We start from the raw sequence: 18,475 nt of genomic DNA on the forward strand, positions 1-18,475 counted from the left end.
TAATAGACGATCGGTCTAAATCAGGAGCTGATGATGTTTAAGGCAATTCTTATTGAAAAAGATGCAGAGGCTTATCGGGCTCGCTTGACTGACCTTGATGAAGCGCAGCTCCCTGAAGGTGATGTAACCGTTCGGGTGGCCTACAGCACGCTGAACTACAAGGATGGGCTAGCCATCAGCGGTGGCAGTCCAGTTGTGCGTCAGTTTCCGATGGTGCCCGGTATTGATCTGGCCGGAACCGTGGAAGCCAGCAGCAACCCTCACTACAAGATCGGCGACCGGGTTCTGCTCAACGGCTGGGGTGTGGGCGAAGGGCACTGGGGCGGGTTGGCTCAGAAGGCCAAGCTACGAGCTGAATGGCTGATCCCGTTGCCCGAGACATTGAGCGAACGCCAGGCAATGGCAATCGGAACCGCAGGCTACACAGCAATGCTTTGCCTGTTAGCGCTGGAACGCCAAGGTGTGACGCCGGAGCGTGGTGAAGTGCTGGTCACAGGCGCCAATGGCGGAGTTGGCAGCTTTGCCATCGCGCTGTTAGCGCATAAAGGTTATTCGGTCATTGCAGCTACGGGGCGTCCGGCCGAAGCGGATTACCTGAAGCGCTTGGGCGCAACAACCATCATTGATCGCAATGAATTGTCGAATCCCGGGCGTGCTTTAGCAAAAGAGCGTTGGGCTGCGGCGATCGACTCAGTAGGCAGCCACACGCTGGCCAACGTATGCGCAGGCACACGCGCAGACGGGGTGGTCGCTGCGTGCGGTTTGGCCCAAGGCATGGACTTCCCAGCGACCGTGGCGCCCTTCATTCTGCGTGGGGTTAGCCTGATTGGCATCAATAGTGTCACCCGTCCCTACAAGGAACGTGTGGAGGCCTGGGGCCGCCTGTGCACGGACCTGGACCTATCGATATTGGATGAAATAACCCATGAAATTGGCCTGAGTGAAGCCATACCGGTTGCACACGAGTTACTCGAAGGCAGAGTCCGGGGGCGTGTGGTGGTTGATGTAAACCGGTGAGCACCAGATAACTGCCCCCACCATTTACAGATCGTATTTTTTTAACGGAGCCGCCACCTTTTAGCTGCGCCAAGAGTTGACTGCCGTGGATGTACAGCGCTCTTGCCAGCGATTCGTTCCTACTGGCGGTCTCGGGGCGCGAGACCAAGCGGGATGACGACCCACCTCCGCCGAGGGCAGCAAATCCAGCCGCTCGGACTGAATTCGCTTGGCTTGGAACGTGGCCGCGAAAGACGACCCAAGCAGCCAACAACCCGGACCAAAGCGGGATCAACCCGAGCCGCTGTTGTCGCTCAGAACCTCGTTGACGTCGCGCTTCATGCCGGTGCTACATTGCTCGTCCACAGCCGCACAACCAACCCCACTTAGCGAGGGACTCATGCTTAACCATGTAATGGTCGGTTCGAATGATATTGAACGGTCGAAGCGGTTCTACGATGCCGTGCTCGGCCTACTCGGTGCAGGCGAGCCGATCCGTAACACCGGGCCTACCGGGCACACCCGCCTCTTCTACCGACACGATGGCAGCCTCTTCGGTGTTACCGAACCCATTAACGGTGAAGAAGCGACGGTCGCCAATGGCGGCACGATTGGTTTCAAGTGCAATTCGGCCGAGCAGGTCCAGGCGTTCCACGACATCGGTGTGGCCCATGGCGGCACAACTTGCGAAGATCCACCGGGGCTGCGCGAAAGCAGCCTAGGCCCGATGCATCTGGGCTATGTGCGCGACCCTGACGGCAACAAGCTGTGCGCCATCTACCGCGCGCCATAATCTGCACTGCACCGCACAACCAAGAGCGGCGCCACCGTTGAACGTCTATGCGCTGCACCCCGGCTGCGGCGCATGAACGCTAACAAGACGGGTGCGATCCGGCGCCCTTCAGTCCAAACGCACAAGCGCCCTGGCAGGCCTTAAAACGAGCCCGCTAGCGCGGGCTTTGTTTCGCCTGACTTAAGAGCGGGCTACCTACTCTGACCTGGGTAGCCAGCAGCAACCCGGCAAAAATCAGTCCGCCGCCAATCCAGTGGAACAGCTGCAAGCCTTCTCCCAGCAGCAGCCAGCCGAGAATCGCGGTGAAAACCGGCATCAGATAAGTCGCCATTGCCGCTTTGGCTGCGCCAACGGTTTTGACGCCGTGGTTCCAGGACAGATACGCAATCAGCGAGGCGAAGACCGCTGTGTAGGCGATGACGCTGAGGTTGGTCAGGCTCGGTGTGAAACCGCCGACCTGGCTGAATTCGAACAGGTAGAACGGCAGGATCAGCGGCGTACCGATTGCCATCAAGACGCCTAGCAGCGTTAACGGCGGAACTTGGAGAAAGCTGCTCCAGCGTCGCAGCGACAGGGTGTACAGCGCCCATACCAGCACGGCCACGAGCATGATGAGATCGCCAGCCTTGAACGCCAGGTTTGCAAACGCATCCCAGCTGCCACGACTGATCAGATAGACCAATCCGCACGCGGCGATGGCCATGCCGAACCAGGCGCGACGGGCGGGCCACTCACCCAGCAGCAGGCCACCGCCAATAAAGGTGAACAACGGCAGACAGGTGTTGACCAGGGTGAGGTTGATGGCTTCGGTGCTTTGCGCAGCTGAGTACAGCAGCGAGTTGTAGCTGCTGATACCCAACGCCGCGACCACCAGCAAGCGCCAGCCGGCGGCGCGAAGCGTGGCGCGATGCGTCCAGATGGAGCGCGCCACGAATGGCAGCAACAGACAGGTGGCCAGCGTCCAACGCCAGAACGCGAGGGTCAGCGGTGGGATTGCCTCATGAAAGGCGCGCGCCACCAGAGCGTTTCCACTCCAGCAGAGCACGGCGAGCAACAGCCCAGCGAAGGCCCATCCCTGACGAGGCGCCATCAGACGGGCTGACGCGTGCGCAGGCGGTACTGCGGCGGCAGCTGATCAAGACCGCTGATGGTGACGTTAAGGTTCTTCCAGATACCGTCCCTGATGCCATAGATGCAGCCGTGCACGGACAGCGGCTGGCCGCGGTGCCAGGCGTTCTGGACGATGTTGGTGTGGCTGACGTTGGCGACCTGCTGGATGACGTTGAGCTCGCAGAGGCGATCCACCTGCGCTTCTTCAGTCGGGAAGCTGGCGATGTGCTCGCGGTGCTCGTAATAGAGATCGCGGATGGTGCGCAGCCAGCCGTCGATCAGCCCGAGCTGGTCGTCACGCATCGAAGCGCGAACACCGCCGCAACCGTAATGGCCGGTGACAAGGATATGCCGCACCTTGAGCACGTCCACCGCGTACTGGATCACCGACAGACAATTGAGGTCGGTGTGCAGGACGACATTGGCGACGTTGCGGTGAACGAACAGATCGCCGGGCAGCAGGCCGACAATTTCGTTGGCCGGTACGCGCGCATCCGAACAGCCGATCCAGAGATATTCCGGCACCTGCTGCTTGGCCAGTTTGGTGAAGAAGGTCGGGTCTTCCTCGATGATCGCTTCAGCCCAGCGCGCGTTGTTCTCGAATAACTGTTGAAGCTCGTTGCTCATCGCCTGCCCCTTCCATTCCGACACGCACGTTACGAACCGGTCGGCGTTTTGACAAGCACGCAGACCGGTACGTCACAGCATTAGACGGTGAACAGCGGATTCGCCTGAACCTCAGCTCGTGGGCGGGAAGAAAAGGCGCGCAAGTCTCGCAGGAAATTGTCGCGCCAGGCATCCAGGTCAGCGGCACGTATCGCCCGCATCATGTGCTCATAGCGATCCTTGCGCTCGGTCAGCGACATGCGCATCGCGCGATCCAGCGCCTCGGCCATGCCGATGCAATCGTAGGGGTTGATGATCAGCGCCGAGGTCAGCTCCCGCGCGGCGCCGGCAAAGCGTGAAAGCACCAGTACCCCGGGGTCTTCCGGGTCCTGGGAGGCGACGAATTCCTTGGCCACCAGGTTCATGCCATCGCGCAGCGGTGTGACGAAGCCGATGTCGGACTGGCGAAACAGGCCCATCAGGGCGCGACGGTCGTGGCTCTTGTTGAGGTAATGCAGCGGCGTCCAGTCCAGATCGGAGAGCCAACCGTTGATATGTCCGGCCTGGCTTTCCAGCTGCTGTCTAATCGCCTGATAAGTCTTCACATCCGAGCGAGATGTTGGCGCAATCTGGATGAACTCCACCGCACGCCGATGCTCCGGGTAGCGCTCAAGGAACGCCTGGTAGGCCATGAAACGCTCCACCAATCCCTTGGAGTAATCCAGCCGGTCAACGCTGACGATCTTCTTGCGATCCACATCAGTGGTGCGCCGCATGGGCTTGGTGCGGCCCTTGTAGGACTCGGCGAGATCCTGGATCTCATCCGGCACCACGCCGATGGGATAGACCCCGGCGCGGAAGTTCTGACCATAAGCCGTCAAGCTGCCATCCGACTCAAGAATGCCGCGCACCTCGCGGGTCATGTAATCCTGGAACGCAAGCCGATCAGTCTCGGTCTGGAAGCCGATAAGGTCATAGAAGCAGAGCGTCTTGAGCAGCTCGTTGTGCGGCGGAATGACGGTGAGAATTTCCGGTGGCGGGAACGGAATGTGAAGAAAGAAGCCAATGCGGTTGCGAATGCCCAGCTGGCGGCAGGCTTCGGCGAAAGGAATCAGGTGGTAGTCATGGATCCAGATGATGTCGTCAGGCTTGAGATGAGGCTTGAGCTTTTCCGCCAACATGGCGTTGACCCGCCTGTAGCCCTCGTACTCCTGCCGGTTATAGCGGGCCAGGTCGATCCGGTAGTGAAAGATCGGCCACAGCGTGGCATTGGAAAACCCTCGGTAATACTGATCGTAGTCCTGCTTGGTCAGGCCCAGCGTGACGTAGGTGATGTTACCGACGGTCTCGGTGCTGGTTTGCGGAGAGCTGCTCACATCCCCGCTCCAGCCAAACCAGATACCCCCGGCCTGGCGCAACGCGTCATGCACACCCACTGCAAGCCCGCCAGCAGCGACCTTCCCCGCCTTGATCGGCGCTACGCGGTTGGAAACCACTACTAGTCGGCTCATGCTAGTTCTCGCTTCAATCTGGTTTTATTGGATGTTACTGCGGCTCCAGCAGCGTGCTTTGCAACCGGTCCAGCCAGGCGGCAACAGCCTCCACCGATTCCAGCCGCTGCGTGGCTTCGGTCGCTCCGCTGCCCACCTTGATCGAGACCCCGCCCAGCTCATTAACCACCGTGAAGCCAGCTTCATCGGTCAAATCATCACCAATGAAGACCGGCGTCCGCCCGGCAAATGGCGCCTCTTGCATGAAGGTACGGATGACTTCTCCCTTGCTGGCGCCGCGAGGCTTGAGCTCGAATACGCACTTGCCCGGCTGAAGCGCCAGTACCTCACCATAACGGGAGACGAAATCTTCGGCCACGTGACGCGCTGTCTCTTCCAACTCAGGGGCCAGGCGGAAATGCAGAGCAAAGGCGACGCCCTTGTTCTCAAGCGACAGGCCTGGATGCTCGGCACATGCCTGCGCCAGCTCGCGCTGAATGGCATCGAGCACCTCGTTATCGAGGGCCAGGTTTTGCAGCTCGCCAGTCGCGGTACGACGCTCGGCGCCGTGCACGCCGGCTGCCGGCAGCTGCAGAGGAGTGAGCAGCGCATCGAGCTGACTGATTGGCCGGCCTGACACGACCGCAACAGGAATGCCGTTGGCGCTCAGCTGTTCGAGCGCGGCCAGCGAACGAGGCGGGATGAAAACGAGTTCTGGACGCGGCTGGATATCAGCGAGCGTGCCATCGACATCGAAGAAAAAAGCGCAGCGCCGAGTCTCTAGCTCGGGTTGATCATCTTGTTTACTCATGTAGCTGGGACCCCCGGTCAACGGTGGTGGTTCGCGTTTTTTTATCGCGGCTGCCGCCTGCAATTCAACAAGCACAGCCACTGCAGCTTGGTTCATAAAGCCGGAACCGGCCAGCGGCCGGCCTGAATCTTCACATCGCCACCGGGTCACAACCTGCAAGACCAGAGTTCTAGCAGGAGGTTGTCATGAACGATTCCAAGCCCTACACCCCCAAGGAAATCGACACTACCGAGGACCGCATGGGCTCCATCGAGCAGCTCGATTTCGATCAGCATCGGGACGATCGTAACGGCCGCATTGGAGATGAAGTGCCTGCCGAAGAACTCGAGGACGAGTTTCCGCCAGAGCGCGTAGCCGAAGCCGGCATGACGACTGGCGAAGTACCTGGCGGGCAGACCACCATGGACGACATGGCGCCAGAGACGCTGATTCCTGACGATGGCTCTCGCTCGCCACACGAGCGTGGTCAGGGCGGGCCGGCGGATCAGGAGCTGAGTGAAGTCTCGGAGCATCGCATCGGTGCCGATGTGGACCTGGACGAGGCCGAAGCGGGCCGCTCCGACCCGCTGGACGGCAAGCCGTGGGACGGCCCGGCAGATGGTGACCCGGACACCGGTCTTGGCGGCGGCGACGCCGTGCTGCATGAAAATGACGATGTGATGGACGACGACGAACTCGGCGGCGACGCCCCGCTGGATTCTGGCCGGGACAAGGCGCCGGGGCAGTAGCGTCTACAAAGCTGCCTGCCATACGCAATGGATGTATGGCGATAAAAGAAGGCCCGACTCTTTTGGAATCGGGCCTTCTTGCATCAGACCTTCGCTGCTCAGTCGATCAGCGTACAGGCCATCACCAGCGCATCCTCGCGGCCCTCGGCGGACGGGTAGTAACCACGGCGGCGCCCGACCTCGTTGAAGCCATAACGCTCGTACAGACGGTAAGCCGAAGTATTGCTCGCGCGCACCTCGAGGAAGCACTCGCGCCCGCCACGCTCGTGAGCCCGTTGCATCAGATGTTCCAGAAGCCGCAAGCCAAGCCCGTAGCCCTGACTCTGTGGCTTGACCGTGATGTTGAGCAGATGTGCTTCGTCGAGAATGACGTTGATCACGCCATGACCGACCTGCTGCTCGCCCTCGAACATCACCCAGCATTCATAGGCGGTGAGCGCATCGGTGAAGATGCCGCGGGTCCAGGGATGGCTGAAGGCCGCGTATTCGATTTTCAGCACGGTTTCGATATCCGCCGCAGTCATCGGGCGGAAGCTCACTGCATCACTCATGAACACTACTCGTGGACCCACTCAAACCAGTCACCCAGCGCGGCATGCTGCGGCGCATGGCTTTCCACAGCTGCGCCTTGCTGCCAGGCTGCTCCATCAACTGTTCCAGCCCGGGTATGGTCAACGCAACGCCCAGGCCTTCAATGGTCAACTCGCGGTAGCAGGCGTCCGCCTCGACTTCGCCAGCAAACCGCAGCGCGGGCGAACCGACCAACCAGAGGCAGGCACACCCCATACCCTCGAGCTCAGCGGCAACCACGCCTTGCACATAGTCGCGCGCGGCCTCTGCACCTTGATCAAGGCTGCCGCGATGGAGCAGCGGCCAGCGAATCGGCTCACCGTCACCGACCTGCTGCGGGCTGTCCGGCAGCCTGGCGGCGCGCAACAAGTCCTTGAGCAGGATGTAAGCCGGATCGCGGCTCTGGAAGGATTCCCCGGTGGGCAGCTCGACCAAGAGCAAGACATTGCCCGCACGCAACAACTGCAAGGCGAAGCGAGGTGGCGGTACGGCAACTTTCTGCTCGGTGGCGACCGCTTGCGCCTCGCCAGTCTTGGCGGCTGACTTTTTTGGCTCAGGCATGGCGACCCGCGACATGACCGAGCGAACCGCATCCGCAGCCGGACTCGCCGAAGACGCCGCTGCCGGCGCTATTGCCTCAGGTGCCGCAAGGGTCGGTTGTGGCGCCGAGCCAGGCTCGACGACTGGCGCGGCCTCTTCTTCCGCCTCGAAGAAATGCAACAGTTCCGGCCGCGAAGGCGCGGCAAACGGCAGCTCGGCGCGCGGCAGCCAGGTGGTGATCTGCATGGCATCGAGAAAGGCCCGACGCCGACTCTCGGTAATCAAACCCCGGCCACCTGCGGATGAGCCTTGGCGCCAACCTGCATCAGATTCAGCGCATTGAGGTAGGCCTTGGCCGAGGCGACGACGATATCGGTGTCGGCACCGTTGCCATTGACGATGCGCCCGCCCTTTTCCAGACGCACCGTGACCTCGCCTTGCGAGTCGGTGCCCTTGGTGATGGCATTGACCGAATACAGCTGAAGCGTCGCGCCCGAATTGGCTATCGACTCGATGGCCTTGAAGGTCGCATCGACCGGTCCCGAACCCTGTCCGGACGCGGCCTGCTCATTGCCGTCCACACTCAGTACGAGCTTGGCGTCCGGCACTTCGCCTGTCTTGCTCGCCACCTCCAGGGTGACGAGTTTGAAATGCTCCTGCACGTCCTCGGCCAGCGTGTCGGACACCAGCGCCTGCAAGTCCTCGTCGAAGATCTCGTGCTTCTTGTCCGCCAACTCCTTGAAGCGGGCAAAAGCCGCGTTCAGCTCGCCCTCGCCCGGCAGGACGATGCCCAGCTCCTCGAGCCGCGAACGGAACGCAGCGCGCCCCGAGTGCTTGCCCATCACCATCTTGTTGGCATTCCAGCCCACCGATTGCGCGGACATGATTTCGTAGGTCTCGCGGTGCTTGAGCACGCCATCCTGATGGATGCCGGACTCATGAGCAAAGGCATTGGCACCCACGATGGCCTTGTTCGGCTGCACGGGAAAGCCGGTGATTCCGGAGACCAGACGCGAGGCGCTGAGGATGTGTTCGGTCTCGATCCGGGTGTGCACGTCGAACAGGTCCTGGCGGGTCTTGATCGCCATGACGATTTCTTCCAGGGCGGCATTGCCGGCGCGCTCGCCAAGCCCGTTGATGGTGCACTCGACCTGCCGAGCACCGGCGACTACCGCGGCCAGCGAATTGGCGACTGCCAGACCCAGGTCGTTGTGGCAATGAACGGAAAACACCGCTCTGTCAGCGTTGGGAATACGCTCGAGCAGCTGGCGGATCATGTCGGCGTACTGATGCGGAATGGCGTAGCCGACAGTGTCCGGGATATTGATCGTACGTGCGCCGGCGTCGATGGCCGCCTCGATGATGCGGCACAGGAAATCGATTTCCGAACGCCCGGCGTCTTCGCAGGAAAACTCCACATCGGCGCAGAGGTTGCGCGCCTTGGTCACCGCCCGAACGGCCTGCTCGACCACCTGGTCAGGCTGCATGCGCAGCTTGTACTGCATATGAATCGGGCTGGTGGCGATAAAGGTATGGATACGTCCGGAGTTGGCCCCGGCGAGTGCTTCGGCAGCGCGTTCGATATCGGCATCGACGGCGCGGGCCAAGCTACAGACGGTGCTGTCCTTGATATGGTCGGCCACGGCTTTGACGGCGGCGAAATCACCCGGACTGGCGATGGCGAAGCCGGCCTCGATCACGTCCACTTTCAGCCGCTCGAGGGCCTTGGCGATGCGCAGCTTTTCTTCGCCCGTCATGGAGGCGCCGGGGCTCTGCTCACCGTCACGCAGAGTGGTGTCGAAGATGATGACGCGATCATTGCTGCTCATAGGAAGGTCCTCACGGCTGCCAAGCGCCTCTCATGGGGCGCTGTTGTCCGCGGATTGTCGCGTGAAATGAACGGGGCGGGAAGGCGCAGCTGCGTTCGTAGAGGAGATGTCGCTTTTACTTCACCACGTAACATGTGTGGCGCTGGCACTAGTGCGTGTGCCATCACCGGCCAAAAACGACTGGGGAAAACGCTTCGCGGTTTTCCGCCCTACGAATGCCAGACCCCACGTTGATACGTAGGGTGGATGTCGCGTTTTACATCCACCGCCGCGCCGCGGACAAAGTAAAAAGCCCCGCTGCCAGAGCAGCGGGGCCTTTCGTTCTTGCGTGCAACTTGTCGCTGGCTTACTAATCCCAGGCCCGGTCGCCGCGCTCGTCCTTGATCCGAGTCGGCAGGCCCATCGCGTCGAGCAGCTTGAGGAATGGCTGCGCCGGCAATTGCTCGACATTTACCATGCGCCGCGCATCCCACTCTCCACGCGCTACCAGCAGCGCGGCGGCAACTGGCGGTACGCCAGCGGTGTAGGAAATGCCCTGGCTGTCCGTCTCGGCGTAAGCCTCTTCATGATCGGCCACATTGTAGATGAACAGCTCGCGCGGCTGGCCGTCCTTCGTGCCTTTGATGAGGTCGCCGATGCAGGTCTTGCCGGTGTAGCCAGGCGCCAGCGAAGCGGGATCAGGCAGCACGGCTTTCACCACCTTGAGTGGCACCACTTCCAGGCCTTCTGCTGTACGTACCGGCTGCTCCGAAAGCAAGCCGAGTTTGTTCAGCACGGTGAAGACATTGATGTAATGGTCACCAAAACTCATCCAGAAGCGGACGTTCGGTACGTCGAGGTGCTTGGAGAGCGAATGCACCTCGTCATGGCCGGTCAGGTAGAGGCTCTGCTCGCCCACGACTGGCAGATTGTCGGTGCGTTTGACCTCGAACATGCGGTTAGTCGTCCACTGGCTGTTCTGCCAGCTGTAGACCTGACCGGTGAATTCTCGGAAGTTGATTTCCGGGTCGAAATTGGTCGCGAAATATTTGCCGTGCGAACCGGCATTGACGTCCAGAATATCGATCGACTCGATCTTGTCGAAGTATTCCTGCTGCGCCAGGGCGGCGTATGCATTGACCACGCCCGGGTCGAAGCCAGCGCCCAGAATGGCGGTGACGCCCTTTTCCTGACACTCGGCCAGATGCTTCCACTCGTAGTTGCCGTACCACGGCGGCGTTTCGCAAATCTTGTTCGGCTCTTCGTGAATAGCCGTATCGAGATAGGCTGCACCAGTGTCGATGCAGGCGCGAAGAACGGACATATTGAGGAAAGCCGAACCGACGTTGATGACGATCTGTGATTCGGTTTCGCGAATCAGTGCCTTGGTCGCTTCAACATCCAGTGCATCCAGCGCATAAGCCTTGATTTCGCCGGGCTGCTTCAGGCCGCCCTTGGCCTCTACGCTGTCGATGATGGCCTGGCATTTGGAGATGCTGCGCGACGCGATGGCAATACGACCGAGTTCGTCGTTGTGCTGCGCGCATTTGTGGGCCACCACCTTGGCGACACCTCCTGCCCCAATGATAAGAACGTTCTTCTTCAATTTCTTTTGATACCCCTTTTTAGCTGCCGGCCTCAGGAAAGGCTGGACAGGTAATCGTCAAAGTTGAATTCGCGAACCACCTCGACGCTGCCGTCGAGCTGCTTTACAACGATGGACGGCATTTTCAGACCGTTGAACCAGTTTTTCTTGACCATTGTGTAACCCGCTGCGTCGATAAACGACAGCCGATCGCCGATGGTCAGCGGACGATCGAATTGGTACTCGCCGAAGATATCGCCGGCCAGACAGGATTTGCCGCACACCATGTAGCTGTGCTCGCCGTCGTTGGGCGCCATCTTGGCGTTGAGGCGGTAGATCAGCAGATCGAGCATATGCGCCTCGATCGAGCTGTCGACCACCGCAAGATTCTTGCCGTTGTACAGGGTGTCGAGCACCGTCACTTCAAGCGAGGAGCTGAAGGTGATCGCCGCTTCGCCCGGCTCCAGGTAAACCTGCACACCATACTTCTCGGAGAAGGTTTTCAGGCGGGCGCAGAAGGCATCGAGTGGGTAGTCTTCCCCGGTGAAGTGGATACCGCCACCGAGGCTGACCCATTCGACTTGTTCGAGCAGATGGCCGAAACGCTCCTCGATGGTGCCAAGCATCTTGTCGAACAGCTCGAAGCTACCGTTCTCACAGTTGTTGTGGAACATGAAGCCGGAAATCTTGCCCATGACCGAGGCTATTTTCTCCGGGTCCCACTCGCCGAGACGACTGAACGGGCGCGCCGGATCGGCGAGCAGATAGTCGGAGCTGCTGACCTGGGGATTCACGCGCAATCCACGGATGGTGCCTTCGGTGGCGGCCTCGAAACGATCGAGCTGGCCGATGGAGTTGAAGATGATCTTGTCGCAGTTGGCGACCATCTCTTCAATTTCATCATCCGCCCAGGCCACGCTGTAAGCGTGGGCTTCTCCTACGAACTTCTGCCGGCCAAGCTTGAGCTCGTACAGTGAAGATGAAGTAGTACCATCCATGTACTGCTGCATCAGATCGAAAACCGACCAGGTGGCGAAGCACTTGAGCGCCAGCAGCGCCTTGGCGCCGGACTGCTCGCGTACATAGGCAATCTTTTCCAGATTGCCCAGCAGCTTCTGTTTGTCGATGAGGTAATACGGCGTCTTGATCATGTGTGCGTGCCCCGAAAAGGTCGCCGACAGGAAGCCGGCCGCTTCCCGTTTGGAAAAAAGGGCGAATTGTGCCGGTAACCAACGCATATCGAAATAGCATTTCGACACTTCCTCGACTTTCATGATGTTCGGTCGCCACGAAATTGCTGGGCTGCAAAGATGCGCGGCAGACTAAACCGCAAACGATGACGAACGGGTGAACCGTTGCATTTGCTGACAGGAGTGCCGATCAGAGCGCATCCGATCGTCTCTGTCTGCCATTAAGCCGGCGGGGATGCAGTACAATTTGCGCCTTTTTTCATGGCTGGATTGGCGCCTCGATGATCGAACCCAAGCGCGTACTGCGCGCCCTCGCCGAACACTGGACATTGCTCGAGCCGCTATGCGAGCGCTTCGATGCCGGCACCCTGAGCCTGATCGAACTCCGTCACCAGCTCGCAGCGCAACTGCCGGAAGGAACGCCCACCGACATCACGGCCCTGCTCGATCAATGGATCCGTCTGGATATTCTGGTGCCGGTGGCGAAAAGCCCGAATCGCTTCGAGCTGAACGCGCAGATTCATGACTTCCTGGCCTATCTGCGCCGAGAACATCGCCTGGGCCTGTGCCTGGAAATCGAAGCCTATCTGCGTCACCTCGAACGCCTGGCGGGACACATCCAGGACGCCTTCGAGATCCGCGACGGTCAGGACCTGGCCCGCCAGCTGCGCCTGCTCGACATGCGTGTGCGCGATGTACTGAAGAAGCTCGCCAACGACGAGCAGGCGCTGATCGGCGTCGCCGACCGGGCCAAGACCAGCGATCGGCAGATCCCGTTGCGTCAGCGTTACGCCGAGGTCCTGGCGACCTGGGATGAATATGTCGAGCCAATGATTCAGCTGGTCGCGGCTGACGGTGCCTTCGAGCAAGGCGTCTACCGCGTCGAACAGGTGCTGATGAAGCTGCTCGGCGAGCAACAGCGGCTCGGCCAACTGGTCGACGACGATCTGCTGTTACGCACGCATGCGCGGATTCTGGAAATGCAGAGCACCGCCCAGCTGACCCTCCGCCATGCTCGCGAGCTGCTGCTGCCCTTGCGTGAGGAGGCGCGTCGACACAATGCGGTGACCCGTGGTGCCGCGCTGGCGCTGTCGGCCATCCGCAAGAAAGGCCTCGATGCCGTGCCGCAGGCCTCGATGCCGCTGTTCACCCGGCCGCAGAGTACCTTCCTCGGCTCAGCCAGCCAGGTCGAAGCCTACGTCTATGCCCTGGCCCGCTTCGAGCCGAAGCCGGCACAGTTTCCGCGGGCAGGCGGCAAGCGCAAGACTGACGCACCGAGGTCGCCGCTGACGGCGCGTGAGATGCTCGACCGCTGCGAACAGGCGCTGCCGCTGCCTGACCTGATGCAATGGCTGCTGGAGCAGGAACCGGAAGGCGCGACCGATGAGCTGCTCTATTGGTTCTCGCGCCTTTCCCGCGATGCACGTTTTCAGCGCGACCGCCTGGAGCGGCGCGAGTACCTGACACGCGAGCATCAGGTCAGCCTCAGCTCATTCGCGCTGCTGGCTAATGCCAATGGTTGAGTCTTGTACTGCACGGTCAAACTGCCGCCCGTCCCGTTTACCCATTTTCGTGAAAAGCGCTTCGCGGTTTCACACGATGATTGCCTGAGTTGCGTATGAACATCGACCTGAAAGAAATGACCCAGCTGGCGCCGATCTTCCGCGAGCTGTTCAAGGGCTATCACCTGTCGCGCAGCGAGCCCGAGTGCTACGCCCAGCTGTCCAACATGCAGGACCAGTACCGTGCGCTGTTCAAGGCGCTCGGCTTCGAGCTGGTCTGCGATCCGCGCGGCTTCTATTATTTTGTCCCCGAGCAGATGGGTGCGCAGGTCAACAAGACCGCCCAGCGCCTGGCGTTGTTCACCTTCATTTTGGTCGAACACCTAGCGGATCAGGGTCGCGATCCGCTCGCGGTGCTGGACGGCGGCACCCTCGGCCGTGATGAGCTGCCGGCGTTGCTCGATAAGTACCGCGACCTGTTTCTGCAGGCTGAAGTCACCACGCAGGACGAACTGGAAGAAAAGGTTATCCGCCGCCTGACGCAGCTGGGCTTCGCCGAAGACAGCAACGGCATCTACCGTTTCCTGCCGCCCATGCACCGATTCCTCGATGTGTGCCTGTCCGTTCAGCAAGACCGCGACCTGGCGGCGAGCCTGCACAGCAGTGACCTGTCACTACCCGCACCGCAGCTTATCGCCGAGGAAGAAGAGGAGGACGACATCATCCTGATCGACCGCGCCCCGGACGATAACGAAGAAGATGCCCTGGCGCGCGCCATCGCCGAAGAAAAGGAGCTTGAAGCATGAGCCGGGAACGCTACGGCATTCGCCGCTTCGCCCTGCTGAACACTGCGGGATACAGCCTCGGCATCTTTCCGCTGGAGACACCGCTATCGGTGTACGGGGCCAACAACCTGGGCAAGTCCGCCTCGATCAACGCGCTGCAGTTCCCGATCCTGGCGCGCATGTCCGACATGAGTTTCGGCAAGTACAGCCTGGAGCAGTCGCGCAAGTTCTACTTCGCCAGCGATACCAGCTACATCCTCGTCGAAGTCGCCCTGCCCCACGGCCCGCACGTGATCGGCGTGGCCGGCCGCGGGCCGGGTGGTGGCTTCGGTCACCAGTTCTTCGTCTATCAGGGCTCGCTGGATCTCGATCACTATCAGCAGAACGGCACCTGCCTGCGCCAACGTGAGCTGTTCGCCAACCTGGAGCGCGCCGGTATCAAGGCCTACGAGGCCAAGCCGGATGAACTGCGCCGGCTGCTGGTCGGTGGGCATACCGCGATTCCGCTGGACATGACGCTGATCCCGTTGCGCTCGACCAGCGAGCAGAGCCTGAAGACCTTCCGTGCGCTGTTCATCAACCTGCTGCATATGCGCGAGATCACTGCGGCCAAGCTCAAGCAGCTGTTCCTCGACGCCTTCGAGCACAGCCTGCGCTCCGGAAGCGTCGATTACATCGCCGCGACCGAAGAAGCATTCCGCGACGTGCGCCGCATGGAGCAGGACTATCAGGCACTGGTTGCAGCCGGCCCGCTGGTCGAAGCCCTTGCCGCCGGCGTCGCGCAGCGTGAGTTGTTACGTGGCAAGTTGCATCGTCTGTCCCCCTTGCTCGACTCGCTCCTCGGCACCTGGCAGGACTATGCCGGCGCCCGCAAGGAAGAGCTGGTCATCCAGGCCGAACATTATCGCCGCGAACAAGACGGTTTGCAGAATGAACAGCGTGGCGGTACTGCTGAGCTAATGCGCCTAGAGCGTGAGATCAGCGAGATTCAGCGCTGGCTAGGTGAGCTCTCGGCGTTGAAGAACCGCTTTGCGCTGGTCGAGGATGCCCGCGTACTCGAGCAGCAACTTCTCGCCGCCAAGGATGCTCACGATGAGCTTGCTGGGGCGCTCTCCCAAGCGCGCCAGTTCTCCAGCGAAGACCTCGACGAGCGTCTGCGCGACCTGGAAAAGCGCCTCAAGTCGGTCCGGCAGCAACTGGACCATGCAGACAACAACAGCTATTCGCGCCTGCGCGAAGAGTTCTCCCAGGCCGATGTCGATCGTCTGATGCGCCTGTTCAATAGCCAACTGTTCAGCCTGCCCTTGGGTGAAAAAGGTATCGCCATGGACGACGGCGATACCTGGGTCAAGTCGCTCGAAGCGGTGCTCGACGGCTTCAAGGGTGAACACTTTGAAGCGCCTGGGCTGTCCATCGACCTGTCCCATATCGAGCCACCTGCCCTACAGGCGCTGGCCGACCGCACTGCGCTGCGTGATCAGAAGGATCGGTTGGAGCGCGAGTTCAAACAACTCAAGGCCCAGCATTCGGTGGCTGTCGACCGTGCCGCGAGCAAGGCGCAGGCCGAGCAGCTGTATCAACAGGTACTAGACGCTCAGAAAGCGCTGGAAGACTTCCGCCGTTGCCAGACCCTCTCAGCAGAAGAAGACAGCAAGCTCGAGCAGCTGGCCCAGGCGGAGGCGGCGCAGGACGAACTCAAGCGGACCAGCGATGCGTTTACCGAGCGGGTACAACACCTCTCGGCGAAGCTGCAGCTGGTTGGCCGGCAGTTGGCTGATCTCGAAGCCAAGGAACGCACGCTGGAAGACGCACTACGTCGCCGTCAGCTGCTTCCGGCCGACCTGCCTTTCGGCACGCCGTTCATGGACCCGGTGGATGACTCGCTGGATAACCTCCAACCGCTGCTCAACGACTATCAGGACAGCTGGCAGGCGTTGCAGCGCGTCGATGGTCAGATCGAAGCGCTCTACGCCCAGGTACGCCTCAAGGGCGTCGCCAAGTTTGATAGCGAAGAAGACCCCGAGCGTCGGCTTCAACTATTGGTGAACGCGTACGCGCATCGTCAGGATGAAGCCCTGACGCTGGCCAAGGCACGTAGGGCGGCAGTCACCGACATTGCCCGTACCTTGCGAAACATTCGAAGCGACTACGACAGCCTCGAACATCAGCTGGCATTGTTCAATCGCGAGATCAACAAGCGCCAGGTGTCGAACCTTGAGAGCTTCCGCATCGTCCTGGCACCGAACAAGGATGCGCTCAAGCATATCGACCAAATCATCCACAGTGCCGGACAATACGAGCAGGGCGAGACACTGTCGGTGTTCGATCTGCAACAAAGCAGCGAACAGGACAGCAAGAACGAGGAAGCCAAGGAGTATCTGGCGCGCCTGGTTGCCGCCAATAACAATCAGCTGGGCCTGAAGGATCTGTTCGAACTGGCCTTCGAAATCACCAAAGTGGGCGGTCAGCCGATTATCCATACCGACATCGACGGCGCCGCATCCAACGGCACAACGATGACGATCAAAGCGCTCACTAACATGTACCTGTTGCTGCACTTGATGGATCGTGAGCAGGCGGGCCGTATACGTCTGCCTTACTACCTAGATGAAGCTGCAGACATCGACGAGCGAAACCAGCAAGCCTTGATCGAAACCAGTTTGCAACTAGGCTTCGTCCCGATTCTGGCATCGGTAAAACCTCAGGTGTCGGCCCATGTAGCCATCGACCTGGAAGGCGGCAGCGGTCCGACCGGCATCTACATAGACGAAGCCGATTGGAAATACATCAAGCGGCGCGAGCAGGCTGGGCAATCGGATGTAGCAGCTGAGCGAAACGCGGTACGAGAAGCCGAACCGATCAGCTGAAAGCTGGGTGGCGAGCCAGTCTGCCGGTGGGATGGGCTGGCTCATTGAACACGGGCGTCTTTCCTGGCGTTCGTAGCCCAGTCCGCGCTGCCTGTCTCTTGTCCGCTAACTGGGCCGGCTGGGCAATCTCGCAAACGAGGTTAGAGTAGCCACGCCTTGGCTGCCGGCGACTGGACTGTTTGCTCCTTTCGCTTCCTTAGTTCGCTTTGGATCACGCACTTAGTCTTCCCGATCATGTGGCGCCATCGCTCCGCACAGCGGATCGTCCACGGTGGTCTATACCTCTTGTCATCGGCGCTTGGGTACCGCGTAATACTGCGCTTGGCCTTGGTCCTCTAAGCCGCGCGCCAGCCACTTCGAGGCTATAGCCGGGCCTTCCATACCCCTACGGTTGCGCCTGAAATCACCTGCCAGCTCTGGCAAAACCCACCAGCGAGAACTTGGCCAAATGGATCTGGCATGAGCTGAAGCCGCTACTGCCAGAACTATCGAGAATTCGACCCCACGAAACTGCACAAGTGGTTGCGAGTACCAAGGCGATTGACGCTCGCCTAGGCAGCGCGCTCTGCGCGACACGTTGCAGCTAGCAGGGGCTAGTCCCTTCGAGACCGCCCCCTGCCGGCCATGAACCATGCTCGTATTACTTGCCACGCATTCCGTTGAAGGTCTGACGACGCTCACGCTTGCATCGGGTGATGCGTATCACCGCGCCAAGCCGAGAGAACATGGGCTTTCACTCCCAGGCCTCATTTGATGATGCACCCTTGGCTTGTTCAGCCCATAGCGTTCGGGCCGGCCTTTCTAAGCGCGCCAAACACGTCATCACTACTCGGACTCATTAGCGGTTTCGTCGCTCGTCTCCGCTTGTGATGCAATGTCACTGCCTCTCGTGCGGCCTCCGCATGCTCGCGTAAGCATTGACCGTTTGTGCCTGCAGCCAGTGCCTCTCTGCGGGTAGTTGCCCGACCGCTTGTGTAACGGGGTTTAAGCCCCAGCGATGGATACCCAACTTTCTAGCGCCCAAAGACAAACCCCCGATCCTCTTACGAAGATCGGGGGTTTGGTGTAGAAGCTTGACGATGACCTACTCTCAC

General features: G+C 60.5%; 15 protein-coding genes and 1 pseudogene. 7 read left to right on the top strand and 9 right to left on the bottom strand.

Annotated elements, in window-relative coordinates; genetic code table 11:
* Positions 1–33 precede the first annotated feature (33 nt).
* Together acuI and ACSSNI_RS19415 are read left to right on the top strand one after the other, a co-directional pair.
* Complete coding sequence (gene acuI / locus ACSSNI_RS19410; RefSeq protein WP_200637328.1) at positions 34–1,017, top strand: acrylyl-CoA reductase (NADPH); 984 nt, start codon at positions 34–36, stop codon at positions 1,015–1,017.
* Positions 1,018–1,396: 379 nt separating this feature from the next.
* Positions 1,397–1,789, top strand: a complete 393-nt coding sequence (locus ACSSNI_RS19415) for a VOC family protein (RefSeq protein ID WP_200637327.1) — start codon at positions 1,397–1,399, stop codon at positions 1,787–1,789.
* A gap of 154 nt (positions 1,790–1,943) precedes the next feature.
* Here the strand turns inward: ACSSNI_RS19415 and ACSSNI_RS19420 are convergent, their stop codons facing one another.
* The 4 genes from ACSSNI_RS19420 to otsB form a co-directional block, all read right to left on the bottom strand.
* Positions 1,944–2,879 (bottom strand): DMT family transporter, encoded by a 936-nt coding sequence (locus tag ACSSNI_RS19420; protein ID WP_200637326.1) that lies wholly within the window; start codon positions 2,877–2,879, stop codon positions 1,944–1,946.
* The gene (can, locus tag ACSSNI_RS19425; protein WP_102838046.1) at positions 2,879–3,526 is read right to left on the bottom strand and encodes a carbonate dehydratase; all 648 of its coding nucleotides are present in this window, start codon (positions 3,524–3,526) and stop codon (positions 2,879–2,881) included. The genes ACSSNI_RS19420 and can overlap by 1 nt, the downstream gene beginning before the upstream one ends.
* Positions 3,527–3,606: 80 nt before the next feature.
* Entirely contained in the window at positions 3,607–5,016 is a 1,410-nt protein-coding gene (gene otsA, locus ACSSNI_RS19430) for an alpha,alpha-trehalose-phosphate synthase (UDP-forming) (RefSeq protein ID WP_102838047.1), read from the bottom strand.
* A 34-nt stretch (positions 5,017–5,050) separates the two neighbouring features.
* A complete protein-coding gene (gene otsB / locus ACSSNI_RS19435) occupies positions 5,051–5,806 on the bottom strand; it encodes a trehalose-phosphatase (RefSeq protein ID WP_200637325.1) in 756 nt (251 codons plus the stop codon).
* Between the two features lie 185 nt (positions 5,807–5,991).
* Here otsB and ACSSNI_RS19440 point away from each other — a divergent pair, with 185 nt between their 5' ends.
* Positions 5,992–6,534 (top strand): hypothetical protein, encoded by a 543-nt coding sequence (locus tag ACSSNI_RS19440; protein ID WP_200637323.1) that lies wholly within the window; start codon positions 5,992–5,994, stop codon positions 6,532–6,534.
* 98 nt (positions 6,535–6,632) lie between these two features.
* On the opposite strand, the gene rimI is transcribed toward ACSSNI_RS19440, so the two are convergent.
* From rimI to ACSSNI_RS19465, 5 genes are all read right to left on the bottom strand, one after another.
* Entirely contained in the window at positions 6,633–7,085 is a 453-nt protein-coding gene (rimI, locus tag ACSSNI_RS19445) for a ribosomal protein S18-alanine N-acetyltransferase (RefSeq protein WP_200637322.1), read from the bottom strand.
* The gene (locus ACSSNI_RS19450; RefSeq protein WP_200637321.1) at positions 7,078–7,929 is read right to left on the bottom strand and encodes an energy transducer TonB; all 852 of its coding nucleotides are present in this window, start codon (positions 7,927–7,929) and stop codon (positions 7,078–7,080) included. The genes rimI and ACSSNI_RS19450 overlap by 8 nt, the downstream gene beginning before the upstream one ends.
* Positions 7,926–9,473, bottom strand: coding sequence for a 2-isopropylmalate synthase (locus ACSSNI_RS19455; protein ID WP_200637320.1), 1,548 nt, complete (start codon positions 9,471–9,473; stop codon positions 7,926–7,928). The genes ACSSNI_RS19450 and ACSSNI_RS19455 overlap by 4 nt, the downstream gene beginning before the upstream one ends.
* A gap of 349 nt (positions 9,474–9,822) precedes the next feature.
* Positions 9,823–11,058, bottom strand: coding sequence for a saccharopine dehydrogenase family protein (locus ACSSNI_RS19460; RefSeq protein ID WP_200637319.1), 1,236 nt, complete (start codon positions 11,056–11,058; stop codon positions 9,823–9,825).
* Between the two features lie 32 nt (positions 11,059–11,090).
* Positions 11,091–12,188, bottom strand: coding sequence for a carboxynorspermidine decarboxylase (locus tag ACSSNI_RS19465; RefSeq protein WP_200638147.1), 1,098 nt, complete (start codon positions 12,186–12,188; stop codon positions 11,091–11,093).
* 320 nt (positions 12,189–12,508) lie between these two features.
* On the opposite strand from ACSSNI_RS19465, the gene mksB reads away from it, so the two are divergent.
* The 4 genes and pseudogenes from mksB to ACSSNI_RS19485 form a co-directional block, all read left to right on the top strand.
* Positions 12,509–13,750 carry an Mks condensin complex protein MksB gene (gene mksB, locus ACSSNI_RS19470; RefSeq protein WP_200637318.1) on the top strand — a complete coding sequence of 414 codons (1,242 nt, stop codon included), beginning with the start codon at positions 12,509–12,511 and terminating at the stop codon, positions 13,748–13,750.
* Positions 13,751–13,845: 95 nt separating this feature from the next.
* A complete protein-coding gene (gene mksE, locus ACSSNI_RS19475; RefSeq protein ID WP_200637317.1) occupies positions 13,846–14,535 on the top strand; it encodes an Mks condensin complex protein MksE in 690 nt (229 codons plus the stop codon).
* On the top strand, positions 14,532–17,381 hold the full coding sequence (gene mksF, locus ACSSNI_RS19480; RefSeq protein WP_200637315.1) for an Mks condensin complex protein MksF: 2,850 nt from the start codon (positions 14,532–14,534) through the stop codon (positions 17,379–17,381). The genes mksE and mksF overlap by 4 nt, the downstream gene beginning before the upstream one ends.
* 416 nt (positions 17,382–17,797) lie before the next feature.
* Positions 17,798–17,925, top strand: a pseudogene (locus ACSSNI_RS19485) (6-pyruvoyl trahydropterin synthase family protein); the annotation flags it as partial.
* Between the last annotated feature and the right edge of the window lie 550 nt (positions 17,926–18,475).

The sequence above is a fragment of the Stutzerimonas tianxiuensis genome (assembly GCF_053470365.1).

Coding starts and splice junctions, on each gene's coding strand:
- acuI (WP_200637328.1), top strand. CDS start 34: ATGTTTAAGGCAATTCTTATTGAAAAAGATGCAGAGGCTTATCGGGCT.
- ACSSNI_RS19415 (WP_200637327.1), top strand. CDS start 1,397: ATGCTTAACCATGTAATGGTCGGTTCGAATGATATTGAACGGTCGAAG.
- ACSSNI_RS19420 (WP_200637326.1), bottom strand. CDS start 2,879: ATGGCGCCTCGTCAGGGATGGGCCTTCGCTGGGCTGTTGCTCGCCGTG.
- can (WP_102838046.1), bottom strand. CDS start 3,526: ATGAGCAACGAGCTTCAACAGTTATTCGAGAACAACGCGCGCTGGGCT.
- otsA (WP_102838047.1), bottom strand. CDS start 5,016: ATGAGCCGACTAGTAGTGGTTTCCAACCGCGTAGCGCCGATCAAGGCG.
- otsB (WP_200637325.1), bottom strand. CDS start 5,806: ATGAGTAAACAAGATGATCAACCCGAGCTAGAGACTCGGCGCTGCGCT.
- ACSSNI_RS19440 (WP_200637323.1), top strand. CDS start 5,992: ATGAACGATTCCAAGCCCTACACCCCCAAGGAAATCGACACTACCGAG.
- rimI (WP_200637322.1), bottom strand. CDS start 7,085: ATGAGTGATGCAGTGAGCTTCCGCCCGATGACTGCGGCGGATATCGAA.
- ACSSNI_RS19455 (WP_200637320.1), bottom strand. CDS start 9,473: ATGAGCAGCAATGATCGCGTCATCATCTTCGACACCACTCTGCGTGAC.
- ACSSNI_RS19465 (WP_200638147.1), bottom strand. CDS start 12,188: ATGATCAAGACGCCGTATTACCTCATCGACAAACAGAAGCTGCTGGGC.
- mksB (WP_200637318.1), top strand. CDS start 12,509: ATGATCGAACCCAAGCGCGTACTGCGCGCCCTCGCCGAACACTGGACA.
- mksE (WP_200637317.1), top strand. CDS start 13,846: ATGAACATCGACCTGAAAGAAATGACCCAGCTGGCGCCGATCTTCCGC.
- mksF (WP_200637315.1), top strand. CDS start 14,532: ATGAGCCGGGAACGCTACGGCATTCGCCGCTTCGCCCTGCTGAACACT.